General features: G+C 43.0%; 23 protein-coding genes and 4 pseudogenes. 22 read left to right on the top strand and 5 right to left on the bottom strand.

Translation table 11 applies throughout. The annotated features are described in order from the left end of the window. Positions 1-179 precede the first annotated feature (179 nt). Positions 180-2,945, top strand: a complete 2,766-nt coding sequence (locus F6K64_RS09990) for an FG-GAP-like repeat-containing protein (RefSeq protein ID WP_287265361.1) — start codon at positions 180-182, stop codon at positions 2,943-2,945. Positions 2,946-3,228: 283 nt separating this feature from the next. On the opposite strand, the gene F6K64_RS09985 is transcribed toward F6K64_RS09990, so the two are convergent. Next, positions 3,229-3,405: a hypothetical protein gene (locus F6K64_RS09985; RefSeq protein WP_008182110.1), complete on the bottom strand. Its 177-nt coding sequence runs from the start codon at positions 3,403-3,405 to the stop codon at positions 3,229-3,231. Positions 3,406-3,932: 527 nt separating this feature from the next. Here F6K64_RS09985 and F6K64_RS09980 point away from each other — a divergent pair. The 14 genes and pseudogenes from F6K64_RS09980 (at position 3,933) to F6K64_RS09910 (ending at position 12,538) form a co-directional block, all read left to right on the top strand. After that, positions 3,933-4,073 (top strand): hypothetical protein, encoded by a 141-nt coding sequence (locus F6K64_RS09980; RefSeq protein ID WP_154659743.1) that lies wholly within the window; start codon positions 3,933-3,935, stop codon positions 4,071-4,073. Between the two features lie 345 nt (positions 4,074-4,418). Continuing rightward, a pseudogene (locus tag F6K64_RS09975) lies at positions 4,419-4,781 on the top strand (ABC transporter transmembrane domain-containing protein); the annotation flags it as partial. A gap of 192 nt (positions 4,782-4,973) precedes the next feature. Continuing rightward, positions 4,974-6,237, top strand: a pseudogene (locus F6K64_RS09970) (peptidase domain-containing ABC transporter); the annotation flags it as partial. 191 nt (positions 6,238-6,428) lie between these two features. Beyond that, a complete protein-coding gene (locus F6K64_RS09965) occupies positions 6,429-6,860 on the top strand; it encodes a biotin/lipoyl-containing protein (protein WP_008182098.1) in 432 nt (143 codons plus the stop codon). An 18-nt stretch (positions 6,861-6,878) separates the two neighbouring features. Continuing rightward, positions 6,879-7,001: a hypothetical protein gene (locus tag F6K64_RS09960; RefSeq protein WP_008182097.1), complete on the top strand. Its 123-nt coding sequence runs from the start codon at positions 6,879-6,881 to the stop codon at positions 6,999-7,001. A 189-nt stretch (positions 7,002-7,190) separates the two neighbouring features. Further along, entirely contained in the window at positions 7,191-7,382 is a 192-nt protein-coding gene (locus tag F6K64_RS09955) for a hypothetical protein (protein ID WP_008182093.1), read from the top strand. A 224-nt stretch (positions 7,383-7,606) separates the two neighbouring features. Next, positions 7,607-7,753, top strand: coding sequence for a hypothetical protein (locus tag F6K64_RS09950; protein ID WP_207554292.1), 147 nt, complete (start codon positions 7,607-7,609; stop codon positions 7,751-7,753). Between the two features lie 4 nt (positions 7,754-7,757). After that, a pseudogene (locus tag F6K64_RS38840) lies at positions 7,758-8,168 on the top strand (beta-barrel domain-containing protein); the annotation flags it as partial. A gap of 165 nt (positions 8,169-8,333) precedes the next feature. Then, positions 8,334-9,029 (top strand): annotated as a pseudogene (locus tag F6K64_RS38835) (peptidylprolyl isomerase). A gap of 347 nt (positions 9,030-9,376) precedes the next feature. Continuing rightward, the gene (locus F6K64_RS09930; RefSeq protein WP_008182085.1) at positions 9,377-10,174 is read left to right on the top strand and encodes a PD-(D/E)XK nuclease family protein; all 798 of its coding nucleotides are present in this window, start codon (positions 9,377-9,379) and stop codon (positions 10,172-10,174) included. Between the two features lie 103 nt (positions 10,175-10,277). After that, entirely contained in the window at positions 10,278-10,544 is a 267-nt protein-coding gene (locus F6K64_RS09925) for a MerR family transcriptional regulator (RefSeq protein ID WP_008182083.1), read from the top strand. A 62-nt stretch (positions 10,545-10,606) separates the two neighbouring features. Further along, positions 10,607-10,783 carry a hypothetical protein gene (locus F6K64_RS09920; RefSeq protein WP_008182081.1) on the top strand — a complete coding sequence of 59 codons (177 nt, stop codon included), beginning with the start codon at positions 10,607-10,609 and terminating at the stop codon, positions 10,781-10,783. An 88-nt stretch (positions 10,784-10,871) separates the two neighbouring features. After that, positions 10,872-11,999, top strand: a complete 1,128-nt coding sequence (locus F6K64_RS09915) for an RNA-guided endonuclease InsQ/TnpB family protein (protein ID WP_008182078.1) — start codon at positions 10,872-10,874, stop codon at positions 11,997-11,999. Positions 12,000-12,340: 341 nt separating this feature from the next. Then, a complete protein-coding gene (locus tag F6K64_RS09910) occupies positions 12,341-12,538 on the top strand; it encodes a hypothetical protein (RefSeq protein ID WP_008182073.1) in 198 nt (65 codons plus the stop codon). Between the two features lie 460 nt (positions 12,539-12,998). On the opposite strand, the gene F6K64_RS09905 is transcribed toward F6K64_RS09910, so the two are convergent. Further along, positions 12,999-13,121, bottom strand: coding sequence for a hypothetical protein (locus F6K64_RS09905; RefSeq protein WP_267872010.1), 123 nt, complete (start codon positions 13,119-13,121; stop codon positions 12,999-13,001). Between the two features lie 19 nt (positions 13,122-13,140). Here F6K64_RS09905 and F6K64_RS09900 point away from each other — a divergent pair, with 19 nt between their 5' ends. From F6K64_RS09900 to F6K64_RS09890, 3 genes are read left to right on the top strand one after another with little or no spacing between them, the layout of a single operon-like run. Then, complete coding sequence (locus F6K64_RS09900) at positions 13,141-13,368, top strand: hypothetical protein (RefSeq protein ID WP_131826849.1); 228 nt, start codon at positions 13,141-13,143, stop codon at positions 13,366-13,368. Positions 13,369-13,397: 29 nt separating this feature from the next. Continuing rightward, positions 13,398-15,554, top strand: coding sequence for an AAA family ATPase (locus F6K64_RS09895; protein WP_008182068.1), 2,157 nt, complete (start codon positions 13,398-13,400; stop codon positions 15,552-15,554). Between the two features lie 41 nt (positions 15,555-15,595). Next, positions 15,596-16,186, top strand: a complete 591-nt coding sequence (locus F6K64_RS09890; protein ID WP_008182065.1) for a hypothetical protein — start codon at positions 15,596-15,598, stop codon at positions 16,184-16,186. 103 nt (positions 16,187-16,289) lie between these two features. Here the strand turns inward: F6K64_RS09890 and clpB are convergent, their stop codons facing one another. The 3 genes from clpB to fghA all read right to left on the bottom strand — a co-directional run bounded on the left by clpB (position 16,290) and on the right by fghA (position 21,254). After that, the gene (gene clpB / locus F6K64_RS09885) at positions 16,290-18,917 is read right to left on the bottom strand and encodes an ATP-dependent chaperone ClpB (protein WP_008182063.1); all 2,628 of its coding nucleotides are present in this window, start codon (positions 18,915-18,917) and stop codon (positions 16,290-16,292) included. A 468-nt stretch (positions 18,918-19,385) separates the two neighbouring features. Further along, positions 19,386-20,132: an MBL fold metallo-hydrolase gene (locus F6K64_RS09880; protein WP_008182061.1), complete on the bottom strand. Its 747-nt coding sequence runs from the start codon at positions 20,130-20,132 to the stop codon at positions 19,386-19,388. A gap of 270 nt (positions 20,133-20,402) precedes the next feature. Then, positions 20,403-21,254, bottom strand: coding sequence for an S-formylglutathione hydrolase (gene fghA, locus F6K64_RS09875; protein ID WP_044492587.1), 852 nt, complete (start codon positions 21,252-21,254; stop codon positions 20,403-20,405). Between fghA and F6K64_RS09870 the strand changes: the two genes are divergently transcribed. The 4 genes from F6K64_RS09870 to F6K64_RS09855 all read left to right on the top strand — a co-directional run bounded on the left by F6K64_RS09870 (position 21,141) and on the right by F6K64_RS09855 (position 24,837). Next, complete coding sequence (locus F6K64_RS09870) at positions 21,141-21,386, top strand: hypothetical protein (protein ID WP_165691799.1); 246 nt, start codon at positions 21,141-21,143, stop codon at positions 21,384-21,386. The genes fghA and F6K64_RS09870 overlap by 114 nt on opposite strands. Before the next feature lie 8 nt (positions 21,387-21,394). Then, positions 21,395-21,667 carry a glutaredoxin family protein gene (locus tag F6K64_RS09865; RefSeq protein WP_008182053.1) on the top strand — a complete coding sequence of 91 codons (273 nt, stop codon included), beginning with the start codon at positions 21,395-21,397 and terminating at the stop codon, positions 21,665-21,667. 108 nt (positions 21,668-21,775) lie between these two features. Then, the gene (locus F6K64_RS09860) at positions 21,776-23,296 is read left to right on the top strand and encodes a UDP-N-acetylmuramoyl-L-alanyl-D-glutamate--2,6-diaminopimelate ligase (protein WP_008182052.1); all 1,521 of its coding nucleotides are present in this window, start codon (positions 21,776-21,778) and stop codon (positions 23,294-23,296) included. 104 nt (positions 23,297-23,400) lie between these two features. After that, positions 23,401-24,837, top strand: coding sequence for a DICT sensory domain-containing protein (locus F6K64_RS09855; RefSeq protein WP_008182048.1), 1,437 nt, complete (start codon positions 23,401-23,403; stop codon positions 24,835-24,837). Positions 24,838-24,856 lie beyond the last annotated feature (19 nt).

Here is a 24,856-nt window from a genome sequence, read left to right as displayed (position 1 = left end):
TTATATAGTTTGGTATAATTTACAAAAGTTTATCAAAATAGTTACAAAACTTTATATAAAACTGTAGAAAAATTAGGTTTTTGGATTGATTAACCAAGTGAGAGGTGTTCCGGATTAAATCATCTCGCATAAATACAACGCCTTATAGTCAATCTAAAATTCCAAATCAGGATTATAGAATGCTAACCACCAAAGATGTAAGCAGCAACGATCTCGATAAGTCCTTAAACTTTTACGTAACTGATCAACACAACCCTTTAATAGGTGACTCCAAAATCTCTAGGACTATTATCTTTATTGACTCAGGGGTTGATGATTATCAGAGTTTAGTTAATGGTACGGTACCGGAAAGTGACGTAATTGTCCTGGAATCTACACAGGATGGCGTGGCACAAATTACCAAGGCTCTGCAAGGACGCACTGATATTTCTGCTATTCACATCGTTTCTCACGGTTCACCGGGGTGTTTGTATTTAGGGAATAGCCAACTTAGTCTAGATACTTTAAACCATTACCTCCCTCAATTAAAAACTTGGTCAACGACTGATTCAGCCACTCCTATTCTCCTCTACGGCTGCAATGTTGCTGGTGGAGATGCTGGTACAGAATTTTTGGAACGACTACACCAAATAACTGGTACTGACATTGCGGCTTCTGCGAACCGCACGGGTAATGCTGCCTTGGGTGGTGATTGGAATCTAGAATGTTGTACGGGTCAGATTGGTGTAGATTCAGCATTTTTGCCAGAATTGATGCAGGTATATCAAGGAGTTTTTGCTGTGTCCTTTAGCAACGCTAACAACTTTCCAGTAGGAACTAGTCCTGCTGCTATTGCCACCGGAGACTTTGATGGTGATGGTGATTTGGATTTGGTAACAGCTAACTCAGACTCTGATAACGTCTCGGTGCTGTTAAATAATGGCGCAGGAAGCTATAGCTTAAGTGGGAACTTTGCCGTAGGAAATTTGCCCGTTGACATTGCTGTGGGAGACTTCAACAAAGATGGTAACCTGGATTTGGTGACCGCAGACTTTGGTACTCCTTTTACATCCTCTACGGATAACACGGTCTCAGTCTTGCTAGGAAGTGGAAATGGCAGCTTTGGTTCTGTCACCCAACTCAACCCAGGGGATAGTCCTCTATCCGTAGCCGTGGGGGACTTCGACGGCGATCGAGATTTGGATTTGGCGGTGGGAAGATTTTCCTCACCAGGTATAGTCTCGGTGTTGTTCGGAAATGGGACGGGGAGCTTTCCATTTACTAACGACGTTACAACCGGGGTTAGTGGATTTTCTACCTCTGTGGGGGACTTCAACAACGATGGTAACCTGGATATAGTGACAGGAAGTGGCAGTAACGAAGTCTCGCTGCTGTTAGGGAACGGGACAACAACCTTTCAGCCTAGTATATCGATTCCAACAGGTGTGTCTTTTGCTGCTCCTGATGCTGTGGGAGACTTCAACAAAGATGGCAATCTGGACTTAGTGATAGGAAGTGGTTCTGGTGCTGAGAACGAAATCGCAGTGTTGTTGGGGAATGGAAATGGTAGCTTTGGTTCTCCCATGCCATTTACAACGGGTGGAGGTTCTGAAGTCGCCGTGGGGGATTTCAATAGTGATGGCAACTTGGACATTGCTGCAGCAAGTGATGATCAAGTCTCACTGCTATTAGGGAATGGTGCAGGAGGCTTTACCCCTTCTGGTCAGTTTGATGTGGGCAGTAATCCCTCTTCCATCACCGTAGGGGATTTCAACGGCGATGGTAAACCAGACATTGCGACGGCCAACTCTGGCTCCAACAACGTCTCAGTATTGCTCAACACTACCTCCTCTTCCATGTTTGCTCTAGGTTCAACAACTCAAGTAGGGGACTTTCGAAACGATACTGACTACTTAGTCGCTGATGTAAATGGGGATGGTGAATCTGATCTCGTTGAACTTTGGAATAATAACAATAAGTTTTTTGCTGCCACTTGGATTAGTAATGGTAGCGGAGGATTTAACCTCGGCAATAATACAGCAGTAGGGGACTTTCGAAACGATACTGACTACTTAGTCGCTGATGTAAATGGGGATGGTGAATCTGATCTCGTTGAACTTTGGAATAATAACAATAAGTTCTTTGCGGCGACTTGGATTAGTAATGGTAGCGGAGGATTTAACCTCGGCAGTAATACAGAAGTAGGGGACTTTCGAAACGATACTGACTACTTAGTCGCTGATGTAAATGGGGATGGTGACTCTGATCTCGTTGAACTTTGGAATAATAACAATAAGTTTTTTGCGGCGACTTGGATTAGTAATGGTAGCGGTGGATTTAGCCTGGGCAGTAATACAGAAGTAGGGGACTTTCGAAACGATACTGACTACTTAGTCGCTGATGTAAATGGGGATGGTGACTCTGATCTAATCGAGGTTTGGAATAATAACAATAATTTCTTTGCTGCCACTTGGATTAGTAATGGTAGCGGTGGATTTAGCCTGGGCAGTAATACACAAGTAGGAGACTTTCGAGATGATACTGATTACTTAGTCGCTGACGTAAATGGGGATGGTGACTCTGATCTAATCGAGGTTTGGAATAATAACAATAATTTCTTTGCTGCCACTTGGATTAGTAATGGTAGCGGTGGATTTAGCCTGGGCAGTAATACACAAGTAGGAGAATTTCGAGATGATACTGATTACTTAGTCGCTGACGTAAATGGGGATGGTGACTCTGATCTAATCGAGGTTTGGAATGATAACAATAATTTCTTTGCTGCCACTTGGATTAGTAATGGTAGCGGAGGATTTAGCCTGGGCAGTAATACACAAGTAGGGGACTTTCGAAATGATACTGATTACTTAGTTACCGATTTAAATGGTGATAATAAGTCTGATATAGTTGAACTTTGGAATAATAACAATAATTTCTTTGCTACTAGTTGGTTAAACATTGCTTAAACACTGTTTAAACACTAACCTAGTTCGGTAGTGTCTATGGAGAAGTAGCTGAATTAATCAAATAATCCTCTGATAGATACCAGAGGATTATTTGATACCTAATTAGGTATTTAGTGGGTAAAACACCTCTTCAGCAGCGTCTCCCAGCATAGCATAAATTTCTTCGGCTGATACTTAAGTTAACAGATAATTTTCCTCTAGTTCAGCCGAATATAGAGCTGAGATTTTAATCCTAGCCATTGATACTAGTTATCGATGGTTTACTGGATTGAAATTATTATAGTTATGCTATTGATGCTGAGCACTCTTTAACAACAACCTTAACTTCACCATTTGGAGAGACAGTTGTTGTTACTGTTCTTCCGCCGATAATCCCGTTGATATTCTGCTCATCAAGTTCAGTAATGAAGCTTTCATAAACAGGTGAAATAGCGAGGTCAGAGATTGTAATGTTAGCCATTCGCAAATTTTATATTCAGTCAAGTTGTCTTGTTTAGGATTAGAGGTTTTATTGCCTCATTCCATGACTCTCATCTCGAATTTATTCCAGGATTTCAAGGGATTAATGAATGAAAAAAGTGACAAAAGTAATTCAGTTATATCTTGGTCGATTTTAACAATATATATACTAGGGTGTTTAGAGGTTTTATTGCCTTATACCATGACTATAATCTGGGATTTATTCCAGGATTTCAAGGGGGTAATCAATGAAAAAAGTGACAAAAGTAATTCAGTGATGTCTTGGTTGATTTGAAAAATACCCCTACTAGTGGATCAAGTCAGGATAACTATTACGTAAACTTGGCCAAATCTCTAGGTTTTTATAACTAAAATTAAATTAGTTATACTTTTTTGGCTTCTGCGTTGCTCCCTTGAAAGCTAGACCTGAGCAAACGTCATAAAACAATTCCACCCAAGATAAATCTTGGGTGGAATCAGAATCAGTACTAGAGTTAAAAGGATAGGGCTGAAGGGGTGACAAGGGATTTGAAAAGTAGGCAGGACCGGTGCGATCGCATTCTTATTCCCTACACCTTGCCCCATTACTATTGTTCTGACTCCTCATCCCCCCACTCCCCCCACTTCCTCCATTACTCTCACTTCTCCCTAAAAGTACTTAATCCCTAGTGCCTGATTATCTTCATCCAAAAATTAAATCAAACTTTACACAAACAATATAAAATTCGACCAAAATCTAAAATTGGATAAAAATCATCCAAAAACTCGCCAAAATCATCCAAAAATTGCCCAAAATCATCCAAAAAGTCCACAATACTAAGTAAATTTGACTATTAAAACCAACATAAAAGCCAACATCCACCCTCGATCATCAAAACAATGAGTTAAAGACTTTTTAGTTACAGATATGTCAGGACATCAGTCGAAACCTGATCTTGAGGGTGCATGTACTAGTACAGGTAAATATTTAACAGCGTTTCAGCGCAAACTGCTACAAAAAAGTCTACGATCCGACTTACCTTAATGGCGGTGGGGTTAGGGCTGCTGATATTTAGCCTGTTTCGAGTGGCAATGATGGGGTTGCGGCAATATCTACTAGACCATACGGCTAATAAAGTAGATGCAGCACTGATTGTAGGATTTATTCGCCATACACTGCGGTTGCCTCTCTCGTTTTTCGAGTCCCGCTATGTTGGTGACATCATATCACGGGTTCAGGAAAACCGCAAGATTGAGCAGTTCCTTACCGGTGAGGCGCTATCAATTCTGCTGGATTTACTAACGGTATTTATCTATGTAGGATTGATGGTTTGGTACAGCTGGAAAATGGCATTATTGGCCTTAGTGATTGTGCCGCCATTCTTATTGCTAGCGTTGATTGCGAGTAAGCATTCAGCCGTCAGCTATCAGCTATCAGCTATCAGCGAGTAGGCGCTTTAATTGCACTGGGTCGGATCAGTAAAACGAGCAGGGATGTCAACCAGCCATACTCGTTCGTAAGCTTGTTTACTATCTCCCCTTGATTAGTTAATTAGCTGACGGCTGACGGCTGATAGCTGAATGCTTACGATTGCGACTCCGTTTTTACGTAGGATTTCCCGGGAAATATTTCAATCGATGGCTAAGGAAAATAGTTATCTAATTGAAGCGCTTTCCGGTGTAAGTACCGTTAAATCCACAGCAGTAGAACAAACAGTACGTTGGCATTGGGAGGAGTTATTAAATAAGGAAATTAAGACAAGTTTTGATGGGCAAGTTATCAGCAATCGGCTGCAAATTTTCAGTAATGCTATTGAAGCCGTAGTAACCACAAGCCTGCTGTGGTATGGAGCGTGGTTAGTGATTCAGAATCAGTTAACCATTGGACAATTAGTGGCCTTCAATATGCTGCTAGGAAATATTATTACTCCCTTCCAGCGGTTAACCGTGTTATGGAATCAATTCCAGGAAGTAGTAATTGCTATGGAACGGATTAATGATGTGTTGGATGCCGAACCAGAGGAGGATTTACTGAATCAAGCCCGTCAATCGTTACCATCAATTCAGGGTCACATTGCCTTTGATAACGTTACCTTTCGCTATCACCCAGAGAGTGATTTAAATGTACTGGAAAATCTTTCCTTTGAAGTGAAACCAGGACAAATGGTAGCCCTAGTGGGACGCAGTGGTTCAGGGAAAACGACGATTTCTAAATTAGTGTTGGGATTGTATCCACCCACAGATGGGAAAGTATTGATTGATGGCCTTGATATTACCAGTCTGTCCTTAGGGTCTTTGCGATCGCAAGTGGGAGTAGTAGACCAAGATACGTTTTTGTTTGGTGGAACCATTCGGGAAAATATTAGCTTAGGTCATCCTGCCGCTAGTTTAGAAGAGATTATAGAAGCAGCACGATTAGCAGGTGCTGATGAGTTTATTAAAAATTTACCTATGGGGTATGAAACCCAGATAGGAGAAGGGGGAGGAATGTTGTCTGGTGGACAACGGCAACGGATTGCGATCGCACGGGCTTTGTTAGGCAATCCTAAGTTATTAGTTTTAGATGAAGCCACCTCCCATTTAGATGCAGAATCAGAGCGAATTATTCAGCAGAATTTAAATCAAATTCTCAAAGGTATAGCAGAAGTCAAAAGTCAGAAGTCCTTTGTCAGAAGTCAGAAGTCAAACTCTTGCGCTTACAAAGGGTGTGAGACTTTTGTCATGTCCTAACTGCCCTGGCGACTGCTATAGGACAACATTCGTCATTGCTCATCGGTTGTCTACAGTCCGGAATGCGGATTTAATTTTAGTGCTGGATAGAGGAGTATTGATTGAGAGGGTAACCCATCAGTAATTAATGACAAAAAGGGGACATTATTACTATTTTAATCCCCAGCAAATTAGTCCTTAATCCTGAGTCATTAATCCTGAAAAATTACATAAATTTTAATTTATTTATTCATGAATAATCCTAATACCCAATAACTAGTATCAATAAATAATAAATAAAATTATGCCCAATACATTGAATGGACACTTGGACACTTGAATGGACATCCTCCAACTCAGCTACAAGACACTAATCATGATCAAGATAGTTTAAACGCCCCAAACCTAGCTAAATTTACTGATGATTGGTCTTACGCCACTAAAGAATTACTCGATAGTTGGCCTCAGGTTTGGACAAGGGGATTACTGTACTTTCTAGTAGTATTTGTTTCCATTATTTTACCCTGGTCGATGCTCTATAAGGTAGATGAAACCGGTACAGCTAGAGGACGACTTGAACCAAAGGGTAAGACTGTGAGGCTGGATGCTGCTGTAGCCGGTACCGTGGATGAAATTCAAGTTAAAGAGGGGGAAAAGGTTGAGGCTGGACAAAATTTAGTGATTTTGAAATCCGGGTTAGTCCGTACTGAATTGCAGCAAGTTAACGATAAATTAAAGGGGCAATTGAGTAGGCGATCGCAGTTATAATTACTAAAAAATCAGTTAGTGGTAGTCTTGACAACTCAGCAGCAACAAAATCAAGCCCAAGCCTTGGAAAAGCCAGCTCAAATTGACCAAGTGCGACAGACTATAATTGATCTGAGTAATTCCTATAACTTACAAAAATAATAAAAATTAGCTCAAGGAAATCAGGCCAGGCAAAATCTTGAACTTAGTAAAACAGCCTCTAAGTTACTAGAGATTCGTTTAGCTAATGCCCAGGGAGAGGTGCAACGCTATCGTAAACTTTGGCAACAAGGAGTTGTGCCAGAAATTGATGTGTTAGATAAGGATGATGTGGTACAGTAAAGGCGACGGTTGTATGAACAAACAAAGTCTGATATTGAACAGGCTAAGTTACGGATTAGGGAAGAACAAAGTAGTTATGAACGGACTATGCGTCAAGCACAAGCAGATATTGAGCAAGCAAAGTTACGATTAAAAGAGCAGGAAAGGAGTTATCAGAGTTTGATTCATTCCGGTAAGTTATCAGTACTTAAAATAGAATAACAACTGAATAATATAGAGAATAAAATTACTACCCTAAATTCATAAATTGCTCAGAGTAAGCGTCAGATTGACTCGTTGCAGCTTCAGTTAAAGCAACGAGTCTTAGACGCACCGGTAAGTGGAATGGTATAGCGCTACGCGCAAGTCAGAAGTTAGAAGTCAGAAGTCAGAAGTAAGCTTAGACTTACGTTTCAGAGTTTAGGAGCGATGCAGAGGTGCGACCCGTGGCGAATTTAATTCTTAATGCGGAAAACGCACCATTACGGTCTTGGGGAGGCAGCGCGGTCTTGGGGGTTTCCCCCACTCGCTATTGCCGTGGTTTCCCCCACTCGCTATTGCATCAAGACAATGTCAAACACCTTAATGGGTAGTGCTATATTTCAGTTACCGATTCAAAGACCTGGTGCTGTAGTGCAGCAGGGTACTATGGTAGCAGAAATTGCCCCAGAGGATTCATCATTAATTATTCGAGCCCAGATGGCAACAACTGAAAGTGGTTATTTAAAGAAAGGAATGCCAGTCAAACTGAAGTTTGATGCCTATCCGTTTCAATAGTATGGAGTGATAGCAGGAGAGTTAGTGGAAATTTCTCCAACTACCTCTGAGGTAGCAGCCTATAACATAGAAATTGCGTTAAATCAGGATTGTCTTCCCACAGGTAAGGAGTGTATTGGATTCCGTCCTGGAGATACAGCGACTGCTGAGGTAATTGTGCGCCAGCGTCGGATTATTGATTTTATTCTCGATCCGTTTAAGAAGTTGCAGCAAGGAGGTTTGAAATTATAGGTGATTTCCGGGATGTCATATCAGTCAATTCAGGGCATTATCAATTAGTGCGATCGCTTTTTATAGCACGGCGTGTAATAGTGTTGAAAAATTCAATTTGCAAAGCGATGCAGCACTATAACTTTCACAGTTTAAATTACTAGGATAAACACGATGTAACCAGCTATCACGATTACCAAAGACGATATTCTTGAAGAAATCAAGCTATCTGGTAAGATTCCTGAGATTATCGAAGCAATTACTACCCGCAAGTTAATCGCAGCTGCTGCCGCTGAGGCGTGTATCAAAGTAGAGACAGAAGAACTTCAAGACGCAGCAGATAAATTCAGGATAGTTAGCCAACTCGGGAGTGCTGAGAAAACTTGGGCATGGCTGGAAAAACATGGTATGACCTTATAATAGTTTGAAGCTATGGTATATAATGGCGCTATTTATGGAAAGTTAGCTAAGCATTTATTTGCCGATAAAGTTGAACCCTATTTCTTTGAAAATCAGCTAGATTATGCGGGTGTGGTGATGTATGAGGTAATCATAGATGATCAAGATTTAGCCATGGAACTCTTTTATGGTATTCAGAAAGGGGAGATGAGTTTCTATGATGTTGCTCATCAGTATATCCAGGATAAAGAATTACGTCGCTATGGGGGATATCAAGGAGTAGTAACTCGTGAGCAGATCAAGCCGGAGATTTCTGCTGCTGTCTTTGCAGCTAAGCCACCGGAGGTTCTCAAACCCATTGTGACCTCTAAGGGAGTACACTTGATTTTGGTGGAGGAGATTATTGAACCCCAATTGGATGATAAGCTGCGCTCTCAAATCCTCTTAAATTTATTTTCTGAATGGACTAAGCAACAGGTTTAGCAATTTGAAGTTACCAAAAACCTTGACTTAGGTTACCAAGCTGCCTAGGTCTTGAGTGGAAACTTATACATGCAGAATTTAGAATTTAGAATTTAGAATTTAGAATTCTAATCTTGGTCTTTAAGCTTTTGAAATTAAATGCCCTCTGATGCTGATCAGGGGGCATTTTTGATGATTTATATTTCTAAGTTAAGTTCTCTGACGCGCCTTTCATCCCACCTCAAACGGAGGATGGGGGATTTCGACTGTTATAAGAAAATGCGATCGCATTCGATATCTTCCGCTACACTAGCTAATAGATCACAAACAAACCCAATGTCTCCAAGATTTGATTAGATCATTGACCAGTGTCTCCTCCCGCCCCTCTAACTCGTCTATCCCAAGGACAGCTGAACGTATTACAAACCTGTCCCCGTAAGTTCCAACACATTTACTTTGACCAGCTGGGAACACCCGTGTCTCCCGAACAACAAGAGCGTCTTACTTGGGGAAGCCGCTTTCACCTATTAATGCAACAGCGGGAACTTGGGTTACCAGTTACATCCTTAGTAGAAGAGGATACCCAACTCGACTACTGGCTGAGTGGTTTAGTCAATGCCGCACCAGAACTTTCCAACCCAGAGCCTGAAAGCTTCCGGGAAGCGGAACATTGCCGAACCCTGTATTTCCAAGGTTATCTACTTACAGTTATCTATGACTTATTGATTGCAGGGGAAGACTCGGCTCAAATTCTTGATTGGAAGACCTATCCTCAACCTAAAAACCGGGATTGGTTAGCCCAAGACTGGCAAACACGCCTGTATCTCTACGTCCTAGCAGAAACTAGCGATTATTGGCCAGAACAAATTTCCATGAGTTACTGGTTTGTCAAATCCCAACCCTGTGCCCAGAGTCTTAAATTTACCTACAATAGCGCACAACACCAGAAAACTAGGGAGGATTTGACTCAGTTGTTGACCCAGTTGGCTGGGTGGCTACAAGGGTACCAAGATCAAGGTTTAGCTTTTCCTCAAGTAGCAGCATCCCTTGGTCGATGTGGTGATTGTACCTTTGCCGTGCGTTGTCAGCGTTACGGGAATAGGCTGAGCAACGATAGTACAGAATTACTACCCGATTTAGCTGATATCCAAGAAGTTTCCCTTTGAGCTACCACCCCTGACTGGGTTTGCTCCTAGCACCAGTAAGAGTTGACGCTTAGTCGTTAAATATTAGACAAGACTAAACAAACCGACCCAGACCTGTCTAGTTATGCATTACAGACCTCACGAATTCGCCAAAATCGCTGGTGTGACTGTCCGAACCTTACAACGGTGGGATATATCGGGAAAGTTAATAGCCGATCGGACTTTAGGGAACCATAGAGTTTACACCCAAAAACACATTAATCAACTCAAAGGCTTACTCAATGACGATATTAAAAGGTCTGTGGTTGTGTATTGTCGGGTGTCATCCCCGGCTCAAAGACCCGACCTGGAAAACCAAGTGAAAGCTATGGATACCTTATCCTCCAATTAGCTGAGTACTCCGACTGTGAGATCGTCATCACCAATAATGAATCTCTGAGTCTTCAACAGGAGATGGTCGAAGATCTGATGGCGATTATTCACTGTTTCTCTTGTCGGCTCTATGGTTTGAGGCGTTACATTCAACCCATTCAAGAAAATATTGACAAAAACCTTGACAATCCGGAAAATTGCGCTAAATTAGCATCGGAAGTACAAATAATGGTCGAAATTCCCTTGAAGTTACCGTAAGAATAAAGGAGCCTTTATAGTTGGTCGGTCATGGGTAAAAGGGTTAAAACTTATTAATTAAGGCTCCTTTATTCTAAGGTTTCGTCTCATGTATGCTATCAAACGAGAACTCAAAGTTAATCACAAGCAAGCCAATTGGCTAGCTCAGTGCGCAGGATTCTCCCGATTCGTCTACAACTACGGACTAGGGATGATGAAAGCATCATGGGAGTTTGATCATGTCAAAGCTTCCGATTCTAAACGGTTGAATGCCATTAAGAAGGTGTTCACTAATGTCACCAAGAAAAGTACTGAGTTGGCTTGGTGTAACAAGTATCCAAGTCGTATTTACCAAAATGCATTCCGGAACTTAGCTAAAGCTTTGAGTCGTTGGCGCGACCCTAAGCTTAAAGCTCAGATGCCAAAATTTAAGACAAAGCGTCATCAATGCAGTTTCACCGTTGATGACTGCAACGGTAAGCGACTGTTGTTTGCCGGGAAACAAATCAATATCCCTACCTTGGGATGGTTCAGATTAAAGGAGGGGATCCCTTACAACTGTATTTCCCAAACATTCACGATTTCCAGAGAAGTCGGGAAGTGGTTTATATCGTTCAAAATCGATGCTTGTCCCGTTCCTGCGATCAAACACACCCAGCAGAAAGTCGGAATAGACCTCGGAGTCAAGTGCTTTGCCACATTGTCTGACCGCACCCAGATTGAAACGCCCGAATCGATAAAGAAAGCGAAAACCAAGCTATCGAAGCTACAGTGGCGCAATCGCAAAAAGGTGTTAGGCAACGGTCAGACAAAGACAAAACCAAGTCAGAACGCACTGACTTACTATGGAAGACTGAGAAAGCAACACAAGCACCTTGCAAACATTAGAGAGGACTTTTTGCAAAAGGAAACCACTCGATTAGCTCAGACTTATCAAGAAATTTTGATTGAAGACTTGAACGTGTTGGGAATGTTGGCTAATCATAAACTAGCGGAGGCCATCTCCTTGTTGGGATTCTACCGATTCAGAGAGTTGCTGACTTACAAGCAAGAATTCCATGGATTCAAGCTGACCCTAGTAGATAGGTGGTTTCCATCATCAAAGACTTGCCACAAATGCGGACATAAACAGAATATGCCATTGAAGGAAAGGGTGTATATTTGTGGAGGTTGTGGAAATCTTGAAGACCGGGATCTCAACGCGGCAATCAACATAGAGCGTTGGGAAGCTCGGTAGGGGCTCTCACTGTCGATGGCAATCGATCAAACGCCTGTGGAGTGGAAGAAGCCGACTTCCCACGTAGAAGAAAACGAAGCAGGAATTGAACTTCAGACCGAATGTCTAGGTTTGTGTAAGATTCATGATGCAGTTAAGCAGAGATCCCCGGGGGAACCTCTGCTGTAGCTAGTGCGCTAACCAGCCCATAGGCTACAAAGTCTGGTCGAACAAAATTTTACCAGACTCAGTGCCGCTGGCTTCTTTGGGTTTCATAGGGTTATAATAACACAAAATCTCTAAATAACACAAAAAACTTAAAATACCTATTGAATAGTTTAACCCTTAGTAGGATAATTGGGATGTCAAAGTTGTCAAAAGATGTGTCAGAAGAAAAACAAGTTAGCTACAAACTATTTTTGCCTGAATCCTTACGGGCAAAATTCAAATCTATGTGCGCTCTCAAAGGAGTCACCATGAATCATATCTTATTGGAGTTGATCGAAGAATGGATAGAGGAAAATAAAGCTGCTTCATCCCCTAAGCAGAAGAAGAGTTAATCGGCTGATATAGGTTGAACAGTGCTGAATGCGGAATGGTAAGTGCTAAATGCTGAGTTATCAGTAACCAGCTCATAGTCTAGTAAGCATTCAGCTATCAGCTCTCAGCTATCAGCTAATGCGCTACAGATGGTGCTACTTAATGTGCTATAGCGCTACGCGCAAGGCAATAGGCATGCTAGCAATAGCTGATTATAATAGCTTTTGCTGCTTTTATAAATGTCAAACACCTTAATGCGTAGTGCTATAGCAGTCGCCAGGGTAATTAGGACATGACAAAAGTCTCAAACTACAGTTTGGCTTGAGTTTAACTTCTGACTTCTGACTTCTGACAAATGACTTCTGCTATATATCAGCTATCAGCTCTCAGCTTTTGAATAAGCGATCCAGTGGCCTCACGGGGGTTTCCCCCACTCGCGCTTGGGATCAAGACAACAAGTAAGCATTGGTTTAATCTCTGTTACGTCGGCTGACGGCTGACGGCTGACGGCTGACGGCTGACGGCTGACGGCTGACGGCTGACGGCTGAGGGCTGAGGGTCACACCCTAAGCATTCAGCTCTCAGCCTATGGGCATAGGGCATATGGTTACATGACTAATTAATGCGATCGCTAATGAAAGACAATGATAAATTATTTGAGCAACTGAAAGATCAAGCCATTGATTCAGACCATGAGCAAGGTTTGATAGCCCTTGGTGAGGAATTGCTCAAAGAGTTTGATAGCGGTTCATCACAAGGGGTCACTGATATGGCTCGTTATCGGTTGGAAAAACATCGAAGTGCTTACAAAAAAGCCTACAAAAAACTGATGGCTACCATTGGTCTATGAGCAAGAGAGTCTGATGAGGAACAGTGTCTATGGAAAACTATCGACTGGTATCAGTCAAGATCAAGGGGTTTAGAGGCTTTCCTGAACAAGCGGGAGAACGGGAATTTCGCTTTGATCAAGCCTGCACATTAATTGTAGGAGCTCAGGGGGGAGGTAAAAGTAGTACCCTGAATGCGATTGAGTGGTGTCTATTTGGCAAAGATGTCGCTAATAAAAGTGCTACTAAAATTGAAGAGCGCAAGAATTGGTTAGTGAAAAACCAATCGTCAAGGGAGACTAGTGTCGAAGTTATATTTGAAGGGAATGAGGAAATACTAAAGGTATATCGGAGTGACCGCAAACGTCGTGGTAATCCCAAGTTTTACTATCAGATTAATAATGGCTCGTATCAGGAAGATGAAACTGACTTGCGGGTGCTACTGGGTCTAGAATTGTCTGACTACATGAGTTGTGTCTACCTACATCAAGAAACTATCAGTGCGCTACTGATTCAGGAACCAAAAGAGCGCAAAAATGCTCTGGATCGCCTCATGGGTTTGACGGATTGGCGCAATCTCTTGGATGGAATTAAGCGAGCTAAAGCCCAGGAAGAGTTTAAGAAAATTGATCAAGAGTTTGGTCAGATTATCAGCAAAATTGAAACGGCAAAAGCGATTAAGGAAAATGACTTAGGTCTAGCAGAAGAAGAAGCCATTTTTCATGATATTCCGCTCAGCCAATTATCCCTAAATGGAGCAAAAGCTATTTGCCAAGGGGTTGAAAATGCAGTTGAGAATTTTGCCAAAGACTATGGATTGCTGGTGCCCTCTTTACCAAAATACCAAACTACTGATGATTTGGAAGGATTTGTAGATGGTGGTAAGGAGGCGATTAAGCAATTACGTAATGCTCAGCCCGACTGGGAACGGCAGAAAGAATTGCTGAATCAGCAAAGTGAATTAAATCGTTTGAAAGCTAATGTTGAGACCAAGGTTATGGAACTCAACCAAAAAGAAAACGAGATTCACCAACTGGAAGCTCAATACGGCATGCTACCAGAAATTTTGGCAAAAAAAAATCAAATTGAACAAGAAGAGTTACCGGCTAAGCAAGGGAGTCTAAATACTATCAACAATCGTGCCGGTATCATTATCCAAACCCTAAAATTTCTGAAGTCAGTACAAGAAGATCAAGCCCAAGATTGTCCCGTTTGCTCTACACCAATTAATCCAGTTCAGTTGCGTCAGGAATTAGAATCCTGGCAGCAAGACATGAAGTTACAGCTAAAACCGATTCAGAAGGAGATTCGGGAATTAGAAACAGCAGTAGAGGAGTTACAGAGACTGATTAAAACCTTGGAGCGGTTGCAACGGGAACGATTAGATAAGGATAAGGGATTACAACAAGCAAAAAATGCGATCGCAGTAGCTTTAGAAACAGAAATTAATGACTCTGTTAACGCTCTTGCTCTGCTCAATCAAGCCATTACTGAAGTAGATCAAGAATTAGCCAGGATTCGCACCGCAGTTGAGCAAAGTAATCAGCGTATCGATAGCATTGATCAAGACTTGGAAAACATTAAACGGATTATTACTGTCTTGCGTTATCGCCAAGAGGTAGATAATTTGTTTTCCATTCAAGATTGCCCTGACTATAAAGAAGTTGAAGCAGCAAAAGCTGACTTGGAAGCCTTCTGTGACCGATTGTTGACTATTGGTGAAGCTGTACAGGAAGTGCTAGGAAACTCAGCTAAAGAAAAAATCGATGCTACCAGAGCAGCAATTTCTAGTATCTATCGTCAGCTCGCCCATCGCAGTGACTTTCCAGATATTGAGATTGACCCAGAAAAATATGAAGTGATGGCGGTGGGATATGGAGAGTCAGAAGTTGCCTTACGACTGTTGAACAAGGGTGATATTAATTGTGCTGCTTTGAGTATATTTCTAGCCCTAGCAACTTCAGAGCAATTGACTCATAATATCGGTTTCATGGTGCTAGATGACCCGTCGCAAAATCTCGACCCAGTCCATAAAGAACGATTGGCTCAGGTGTTGGATCAGGTATTGGATAAAAAGCAATTGATTATTGCGACTTCAGAAGATGATTTCGTCGAGCAGCTGAGTTTCAAGCTAACTAAGCCCAACAAACTATACCGATTGGGACAGTGGACACCAACTCGTGGACCAACTATCGAGGGTAATGGGTAATAGAATTTAGAATTTAGAATTTAGAATTTAGAATTTAGAATATGGATGCATCAACATTCAACCATTTAACCACCATTCAACAACACCTAAATAGTCGCTCTAGAAAAGATAATGGGTTTGGCAAAACTTGCCAGATTTTCCTAGCGATTACCTTCTGTCGCTTGGGTTTTCAGGTAGAAAACTATTCCTCTCAAGGTGTAGATATCGATAGTTGGAATCACCCCTACTTTCCTAATCTTTCCATTGAAGTAAAGACCACCACCAAGCATACGGTGACACTAGGACAGAAGGATGTGGATGGCTTGAATAAAAAAGCGAGAGAAGGATATGAACCTATCTTTGCGGTTTTGAGATTAGAGTTATTGTCAAATTGGATTATCGCTAAAGCCAAGGGAATTAAGGCAGGTAATCATCCTGTAGGGAGACTACAAACCTCAGTAAGGGCAATTCCAGAACTGCAAGATCAGGTGAATCAGGAATTCCCTAGGGTTGTCAATGACTATGGCGCTATAGTATCAAGTATTCCAGCTGAGGAAGTTCTCACTGATTTGGATAAGTATTTGGATAGGGAGAGACAAAAAGTATTGCCAAAAGGAAGTGTTATGGCGCTGCATGCAGAGCATAGGTTTTAGGGTTAGGGTATATTTTTGGCTCTAAGCATTCAGCTGATCGCTGATCCCTAATGGCTGAATGCTTAGGGGTATAGCACACAATACCCTTCAACCTTTCTACCCTTCAATTGGACTCACTGAGCAACAACTGAGCAGGCAATCGCTGAAAGGAAAGCCGTTCATTGTTGACATCCACAAAGATAGTGTCCCCATCATTAAATTCACTCCTGAGAATTCCTTTAGCAAGAGGAGTTTCCAACTCCCGCTGAATAGCTCGCTTTAGGGGTCGTGCTCCAAAAACTGGATCGTACCCTAAATCTGCCAAAAAGTCAAGAGCTGCATCGGAGAGTTTTAGGGACATCTTGCGCTCTGCTAACCGTTGCTCTAAGCGCAGGGTTTGCAGCTGGACAATATTGCGCAACTGATGTTTTTGCAAGGTATGGAAAATAATCACCTCATCAATCCGATTGAGGAATTCAGGGCGGAAACTAGAGCGCATTGCTTCCATGACCCGACTCCGCATTTCTTCATACTTGGAGTCATCCCCAGCTACATCCAGAATATACTGGGAGCCAATATTGCTAGTCATGATAATAACGCTATTCTTGAAATCTACGGTATGCCCTTGAGCATCAGTCACTCGACCATCATCAAGGATTTGCAGCATGACATTAAAGACATCCGGGTGTGCTTTTTCGATTTCGTCAAATAGAATTACGGCATAGGGACGTCTACGGATAGCTTCGGTTAACTGACCTCCTTCTTCGTAACCCACATAGCCTGGAGGAGCACCAATCAGTCGGGAAACGGTATGCTTTTCCATATACTCAGACATATCGATTCGCACCATAGCCTCTTCGGTGTCAAACAGATAGGCTGCTAAGGCTTTTGCCAATTCTGTCTTACCCACACCGGTAGGACCGAGGAAAATAAAGCTAGCGGTGGGACGATTGGGGTCAGCTAATCCCGCACGCGATCGCTGAATAGCATCGGCAACAGCAGTAACGGCTTCCTCTTGACCAATCACCCGCTTGTGTAGTTCTTCTTCCAGGTGCAGTAGCTTCTCTTTCTGAGACTCAACCAGCTTACTAATGGGAATTCCAGTCCACTTAGAGATAATTTCCGCAATGTCAGCTTCTGTAACTTCTTCCCGCAGCAGGGATTTACTACTGGTTTGGTTCTCGGCTAGCTGTTGCTCAACGGCTGCCAGGGATTTTTGCAACTCGGCTAACTTGCCGTATTTTAACTTAGCGGCTCGGTTGAGGTCATAATCCCGTTCTGCCTGTTGAATTTCTACGTTAACTCGATCAATCTCTTCCTTAATCCCCTGAATCCGGTCAATCACATCTTTTTCTGATTGCCACTGGGCATTCAAAGTACGCTGTTCTTCTTTAAGATCAGCCAGTTCTTTTTCGAGTCTTTCCAGCCTTTCGATGGAGGCGAGATCAGTTTCTTTTTGTAAAGACAACCGTTCCATTTCCAGCTGGATAATTTTGCGGTCAATTTCATCGAGTTCTTCTGGCTTGGAAGTAATTTCCATTTTTAGCCGTGCTGCCGCTTCATCCATTAAGTCAATGGCTTTGTCTGGTAAAAAGCGATCGCTAATATACCGAGTAGACAAAGTAGCTGCTGCCACTAAAGCACTATCGGCAATTTTTACCCCATGGTGAACTTCATACCGTTCTTTAAGACCTCGTAGAATCGAGATAGTATCAGCTACACTAGGCTGGTCAACATAGACCTGCTGGAAGCGTCTTTCGAGTGCTGCATCTTTTTCAATGTACTTGCGGTACTCATCGAGAGTAGTAGCACCGATACAGCGCAATTCACCCCGTGATAACATTGGTTTGAGCAAATTTCCCGCATCCATTGCTCCTTGAGAAGCACCAGCACCGACAACGGTATGGATTTCATCAATGAACAGGATAATTTTGCCTTGGGAATCGGTCACTTCTTTTAGTACCGCTTTCAGGCGTTCTTCAAACTCTCCCCGAAACTTAGCCCCAGCAATCAATGCGCCCATATCCAGAGCAATCAATTGTCGGTCTTTGAGGGATTGAGGCACATCACCGGCTATAATCCGTTGTGCCAAGCCTTCAGCAATAGCAGTTTTCCCAACACCAGGTTCCCCCATCAGCACTGGGTTATTTTTAGTACGGCGCGAGAGAATTTGAATCGTGCGCCGAATTTCATCATCTCGCCCAATAACTGGGTCAAGCTTTCCCTCCCGCGCCGCCTCTGTCAGATCACGTCCATATTTTTCCAGTGCTTGGTATTTGCCCTCTGGATTTTGGTCGGTCACTTTCTGATTCCCTCGAATGTCAGCAATGGTAAGTTTAAGCCTATTTTCATCTAGTTTAAACTCCTGGAATAATGACTTACCAAAGCGGTCATCTTTCAGATAACCGAGGATCAGATGCTCAATGGAGATATAATCGTCCTGGTATTCTTTACGATAGGACTCTGCTCGGTCTAGCAAGCTATTCATGCTGCGTCCTAGGTAAACGGAGTCGCTATTACCAGAAACCTTAGGTTGCTTTTTGATAAAGGATTCCGTTGCTTCCCTTACCCGTTGCACAGACACTTCCGCTTTGTTCAGAATACTGGTAGCGAGTCCATCTTGATCCAGCATCGCCTTCATCAAGTGTTCGGTTTCGATTTGTTGTTGCCGTGCGGCTTTAGCAACATCTTGGGTTTGTGCGATCGCTTCCCAGGCTTTTTCGGTAAACTGGTTAGGGTTACTTGGTTGCATCTCTAATCACTCTTTCCTCTAACTGTTCACAATTCTAAAAAAGCCAGTGCGATCCCATAGATCGGTCTTCACGTCTTCTTTTTGGGATATTGCCGTCCTCAAAGCCAGCTAAGCTGGTTTTCATTTAAATTCTATTGTTTTGACAGCAGGGGAGCAGGGGAGAGGGTTTGACGGTGTTTTTTCCAAGGGATGTAGCGCGGTCTTGGGGAGGCAGTGCCTTCATCCGGGGGTCTCCCCCACTCGCGGTCTGCCGTGGTTTCACCCACTCGCGCTCTGCAAGAGACTGAATAATAACCAATTTAAATGGGCAACAGCTTAATAACCCAAGTTGCTAGTTACAAAATGCTGTTTCCAATGTGTAATAACAGATAAAAATCGATAATTGCTGCTATTAATCCTAGATGGTTAATGGTTTGAATTTCGGCGTTGGTTAATCATTCCATTATTAAGCAACACCGCTTCTTGAATTTATCTAGCTGTATCAAGTAGGTGATTGAAATCCTCACGCCAGCTATCGAAGTCAGTAAAAAAGTTGAAGCCACATACAACCTCAAGGGATCTCTCGGAAACAATATCTAGTATCCGTGATGCACGTTTACGGGTTTTGTCTTTTGGTCCAAAGGGGTTGAATTGCATACTAGACCCTGGAGGGAAGGCATAGTCACCAATAAACAAGACCAAGTCATAGATATATATCATGAAGCCCGGTGTATGTCCACCAATATAGAAAGCTTCAATGCCATGCTCGGTGAAGTCACCATAAATTTTGTTGTCAATCGGAAATTGCTCGGCAAGTGGATGCTCAGCATCGTTAACGTGCAGATAAACTTTAGCTTCCCATAAATCACGATACTGGTTGGATGCACCCATGAAATCTTTATGGGTAAAGTAGATAGCTTCTACTGGCTCCAAGTCTCGATTGAATGCTGATGGACAATCAATCCATACCGCACCACTATCCGTTTCAATGCGATAAGCAGCATGCTCCATACCAAGACGAGGCACAGAAATCAATTGTGTAACGTAGTTATTTATCTGGTGTGGGGTCACTCGATAGGTTTGCTCTGCCTCATCCCAAGTAACGAATTTGTCATGGCGTGCTCTACAGAACGGACAGACATCAGGCATTTCACCAATCATGTTATAGCCACAAACGGTACAAACCCACTGCTGATGGTTCACAGTTGAAGCCAACATTTCACCTTCATTAGCCATATTCAGAACCTCAATGTACTGATGTTGACATTAATTTGTTTTTATTTTCCTAGTATTTACAAGATTTATGCGCTTAGTTAATGAGTTTTTTTTAACAACACATTATTCTAAAATCTGTATATTATTCTAGGATTTGCAGAAATAAAACTGGGTTTAATAGTTATAAATTACCAGTTTTTTTAGAGTTTTTGATTAACCTGAATAGCAGAAGTATTGTCCACACTTCCAACCTCGACTTTTTCAGCAACCAAGGGATTATCTCAATTTTGTTCAATCCAACAAAGCCTCAGCATGATGGCTGATATGGTCTTTTATAAAGGTGGCGATAAAATAGTAACCATGGTTATAGCCGACCTGGAGACGGAAAGTCAGGGGCTGATCTGCTTTTTCACAAGCCTTCTCAAACACCTCAGGGAGCAACTGCTGCTTCTCATAAAAGGGGTCAGCGGTGCCTTGGTCAATCAAAATTGTATGGTTATAGTTGGCTGTCAACACCAGTTCGCTGGCATCGTAAGCTCGCCATTGCTCTTGGTCTGTCCCGAGGTAATTGGTGAATGCCTTCTGACCCCAGGGGCTGCGCATGGGAGCAGCAATGGGAGCAAAAGCAGAAACAGATAGGTACTGCTTTGGGTTTTTTAAGGCACAAATCAACGCACCATGACCGCCCATAGAATGACCAAATATACCTTGTTTCTCAACTTGCGTGGGGAAATTTTTGGCAATTACCTCGGGTAACTCATGGACAACGTAGCTATACATTTGGTAGTGAGCTGACCAAGGTTCAAGAGTGGCATCTACGTAAAAACCAGCACCAGACCCCAAGTCCCACTCATCGTCCTCACCTGGAATTCCTGTATTCCGAGGGCTGGTATCTGGAGCCACCAACATCAATCCATACTTGGCTGCAAATCGCTGAGCACCCGATTTAACCATAAAATTCTCTTCCGTGCAAGTCAAACCTGACAGGTAATATAGAACTGGAACGGATTGCACTTTCGCCTGGGGGGGTTGGTATACGGAAAACCCCATCTCGCTCCTACAAGTCTGAGATTGATGAGTGTAAAAACCTACTGTACCGCCAAAGCAACGGTTTTCGGAGACGAGGCGAAGGTCTGTGGACATGGGGCTGGTTCAAATGGACGTACCATGAAGGCGAATGTGGCTGTCCAGCATTTTAGCGTTTCTCCAGCTATGTTTGCCGAAGCTGCACTTATCTTTACTAAACTATCGTCTAAATCAACAATTTTCAACTAACTTGCCTGATGGAATTAATTCTTTACAGTAAACCCGGTTGCCATCTTTGTGAGGGATTGCTTGAAAAGCTAGAGATGATTGAAGGGTTAACCTTTAAGCTAGAGGTTCGAGACATTACCAGTCGAGAGGATTGGTTCCAATCCTATCAGTATGAAGTGCCAGTACTATGTATCAACCACTTTGGTCAGGAACAGCTCCTGCCTCGCCCCTCTCCTCGTGCTAGCGTTGCACAATTGCAGCGAATGTTACGGAAATATTTCCCTGTTAGTGAGCCAAAATAGGCGATACATCAGGTTGACGGTTTGACGGTTGACGGTTTAACGGTTGACGGTTGACTGGTGGCTGTGATGATTCGGTAGATCTTATAGTGTCATTTGGTGCAATAGATTATGAAGCTAAGGGAATTATTAGCCAAAATTGCCAATATTGTGGAAATTCCTAGCCCCGAGGGTCTTGATGTAACGGTTACAGGCATCTGTACCAATTCCCACGCCTGCCAACCAGGAGATTTATTTATCGGGATGCCAGGCACTAGGGTAGATGGTGGAGAGTTCTGGGAAAGTGCGATCGCATCTGGGGCAGTAGCAGCGATAATTTCTCCCCAAGCGGCTGCCAAACATCCCCCCCAGGAACTTTCACCGGAAACAGGAGTTTGTGTAATTGCTGCCGATGACATGACCACCGTGTCTGCTCAAACTGCAGCAGCCTTCTACGACTACCCAGCACAGAAGCTCAGGCTGATTGGAGTCACGGGTACTAATGGCAAAACTACAACTACCCATCTGATTGAATTTCTGCTCGCTCATAGCTCTAGTCCTATCCCCACAGCACTTTTGGGTACCCTCTATGCCCGTTGGCCAGGTTTTGAGCAAACAGCAAGCTACACTACACCATTTGCAGTTCAATTGCAACAACAGCTCCAGTTAGCGGTCAAAGCAGGTGCCCAAATGGCAGTGATGGAAGTTAGTTCACACGCCTTAGCCCAAGGTCGAATCCAGGGCTGTCCGTTTGAGGTGGCGGTGTTTACCAATCTCACCCAAGACCATTTGGACTACCACCAGAACATGGATGATTACTTCAGCGCTAAAGCTAAGCTGTTTAGTTCCGACTATCTCAAAGGCAGGGCAATTATTAATGCTGATGACTCCTATGGAGAGCGGTTAATCCAACAGTTACCAACTGAGCAAGTCTGGAGCTATAGTATCCAAAACCCATCCGCTGATTTCTGGACGAAGGACTTAAGCTACGAGCCAACAGGGGTTAGAGGAATTATGCATACTCCAGTAGGAGAGGTTAGCTTTAATTCGCCCCTAGTGGGTCAATACAATCTGTCTAACTTGCTCGCAGCAGTAGGAACAGTTTTAGAGCTGGGTTTGGATTTAGAATTAGTAGCAGCAGCCTTGGCTCAATTTCCAGGAGTGCCAGGGCGGATGGAACGGGTGCAAATTCAACCGGAACAGGATATTAGTGTTATTGTCGATTATGCCCACACCCCAGATAGTTTGGAAAACTTACTAAGGGCATCACGACCCTTTATTGAGGGCAAGATGATTTGTGTATTTGGCTGTGGTGGCGATCGCGATCGCACTAAGCGTCCTAAGATGGGGAAAATAGCGGCTCAGTTAGCTGATGTTGCTGTAGTCACCTCGGATAACCCTCGCACCGAAAACCCAGAAAGCATCTTAGAGGATGTTTTAGAGGGGATTCCTCAATCAGTGGAACCAATGGTAATTTGCGATCGCGCTACCGCCATTCGGACTGCCATCTTGCAAGCAAAACCGGGGGATGGAGTTTTAATTGCTGGTAAGGGTCACGAAGATTATCAAATTCTGGGCACTGAAAAAATCCACTTCGATGACCGAGAGCAAGCCCGAGATGCTTTGATGAGTAGGCTACAGGTTATAGGTTAGCAAGTTGACAGCTATTTTAGCGGGCAGGTTGTAGATTATCACATGGAAGGTCAACGTTTAAGCTTTAACCAAACCACCTTTAACCAAACCACCTTTAACCCTAAATGAACCTGCCACCTAATCCAGAATTGTCTCTCTACCAGCTGGTTTTAGAGACTCTTGCCTCTCCCGAGTCTCTAACAATCACTCCTGTCACCCTGAAATCGCTAGTCAGAGCAACCTTTGACCTGCTAATTCAGCAAAACATTTCAGCCACAATTTTGGTCAAGCCACAGGGTGAGGGCTGGCACAGAGAAATAAAACGGTATCAACAACAGGTTGATTTACCCAAAACAATTTATCTGTGCCACTGTTTAGGAGATGACTGGAAAAACGGAGTTAACCTCAACAGAGATTCTCAACTGTTTTCCCTACCGTTGGAGACTGAAACTCAACTACAACAGGAGTATTTCTTACTGATTCTCGGTGAGAACTATAGTAGTTTAATTGTGGCTTGCCAGCCTGATCTATCGGAATCTGACAATCTAACTGATAGTGAACTCAGTCAACCATTGTTAGCTGTTTTTACCCTTGAGCAATCAGTAATTCGGCAGTTTTTACAGGGGTTAAGTACAGTTATTGGGAGCAATACAGCAGACCAACTCAGCCATTGGGAAACCCTTTTAGCTCCCCCAGAAACACTTAATAGTACACTACTAACCCAGTTGTTGCTTAAACAAGTACAACGTACAGAAGAAATTGTTCAGAATACCCTGGCAACACAGCCAATCGGGGAGACTAACCCATCTCCCCCATCACCGCCAGCAGTTCCTGAGTCGGTTGTGGTAGGGAAGAATTCCTTATCAAAGGTCGAGCCTTATATGAGTGATGAGATACTTCAGCGAGTGGCTCAGGAATTACGGACACCCATAACGAACATGAAAACTGCCCTGAAGCTGCTCGATGCCTCACAAATGAAGCTCGCCCAACGCCAACGCTATATTGGGCTTCTTTATAAAGAATGCGATCGCTTAAATTCCTTAGTGGCTGGATTACTAGAACTGGTTCAGCTAGAGGGTGACCCCCAAACGGATCAAACCTTGCCGTTGAAGCTAGCAGACATTGTTCCTGGTATTGTCAGCACCTATCAACCCCTTGCCCAAGAAAAAGGCATCCAGCTCGGCTACACAATTCCCGCCAATCTCCCCTCAGTCTTGTTTTCAGAGGTGGGCTTGAGGCATATCGTGATTAATCTGTTGCACAATAGTTTAAAGTTTACTCCCGCTGGCGGTAAAGTTAGAGTACAGGGAACTCGTAAGGGCAAGTATGTTCAGCTGATATTTAGTGATACAGGTATTGGCATTGCTGAAAGTGACATACCTAAGATTTTTGACAGTTTTTATCGGGGTAGGTCAACACCTAGGGAAGACCTTGGTGCAGGGATAGGTTTAACCATTGTGCAACAGTTATTACAACGGGGCGGTGGTTCAATTGCAGTAGTTAGTCGATTCGGGCAAGGCTCCCAATTTAAAGTGCTGCTACCAATTGCCTCTGAAACTTAAAAAATCGTCGAGGTAATGG

It is taken from the genome of Moorena sp. SIO3A2, assembly GCF_010672265.1.
GTDB classification, from domain to species: domain Bacteria; phylum Cyanobacteriota; class Cyanobacteriia; order Cyanobacteriales; family Coleofasciculaceae; genus Moorena; species Moorena producens.
Note: the sequence above shows the minus strand (reverse complement) of the source record. Positions and strands in the feature narration are given on the sequence as shown.

Coding starts and splice junctions, on each gene's coding strand:
- F6K64_RS09990 (WP_287265361.1), top strand. CDS start 180: ATGCTAACCACCAAAGATGTAAGCAGCAACGATCTCGATAAGTCCTTA.
- F6K64_RS09985 (WP_008182110.1), bottom strand. CDS start 3,405: ATGGCTAACATTACAATCTCTGACCTCGCTATTTCACCTGTTTATGAA.
- F6K64_RS09925 (WP_008182083.1), top strand. CDS start 10,278: ATGCATTACAGACCTCACGAATTCGCCAAAATCGCTGGTGTGACTGTC.
- F6K64_RS09920 (WP_008182081.1), top strand. CDS start 10,607: ATGGTCGAAGATCTGATGGCGATTATTCACTGTTTCTCTTGTCGGCTC.
- F6K64_RS09915 (WP_008182078.1), top strand. CDS start 10,872: ATGTATGCTATCAAACGAGAACTCAAAGTTAATCACAAGCAAGCCAAT.
- F6K64_RS09910 (WP_008182073.1), top strand. CDS start 12,341: ATGTCAAAGTTGTCAAAAGATGTGTCAGAAGAAAAACAAGTTAGCTAC.
- F6K64_RS09905 (WP_267872010.1), bottom strand. CDS start 13,121: ATGCCCTATGCCCATAGGCTGAGAGCTGAATGCTTAGGGTGTGACCCT.
- F6K64_RS09900 (WP_131826849.1), top strand. CDS start 13,141: ATGCGATCGCTAATGAAAGACAATGATAAATTATTTGAGCAACTGAAA.
- F6K64_RS09895 (WP_008182068.1), top strand. CDS start 13,398: ATGGAAAACTATCGACTGGTATCAGTCAAGATCAAGGGGTTTAGAGGC.
- F6K64_RS09890 (WP_008182065.1), top strand. CDS start 15,596: ATGGATGCATCAACATTCAACCATTTAACCACCATTCAACAACACCTA.
- clpB (WP_008182063.1), bottom strand. CDS start 18,917: ATGCAACCAAGTAACCCTAACCAGTTTACCGAAAAAGCCTGGGAAGCG.
- F6K64_RS09880 (WP_008182061.1), bottom strand. CDS start 20,132: ATGGCTAATGAAGGTGAAATGTTGGCTTCAACTGTGAACCATCAGCAG.
- fghA (WP_044492587.1), bottom strand. CDS start 21,254: ATGTCCACAGACCTTCGCCTCGTCTCCGAAAACCGTTGCTTTGGCGGT.
- F6K64_RS09865 (WP_008182053.1), top strand. CDS start 21,395: ATGGAATTAATTCTTTACAGTAAACCCGGTTGCCATCTTTGTGAGGGA.
- F6K64_RS09860 (WP_008182052.1), top strand. CDS start 21,776: ATGAAGCTAAGGGAATTATTAGCCAAAATTGCCAATATTGTGGAAATT.
- F6K64_RS09855 (WP_008182048.1), top strand. CDS start 23,401: ATGAACCTGCCACCTAATCCAGAATTGTCTCTCTACCAGCTGGTTTTA.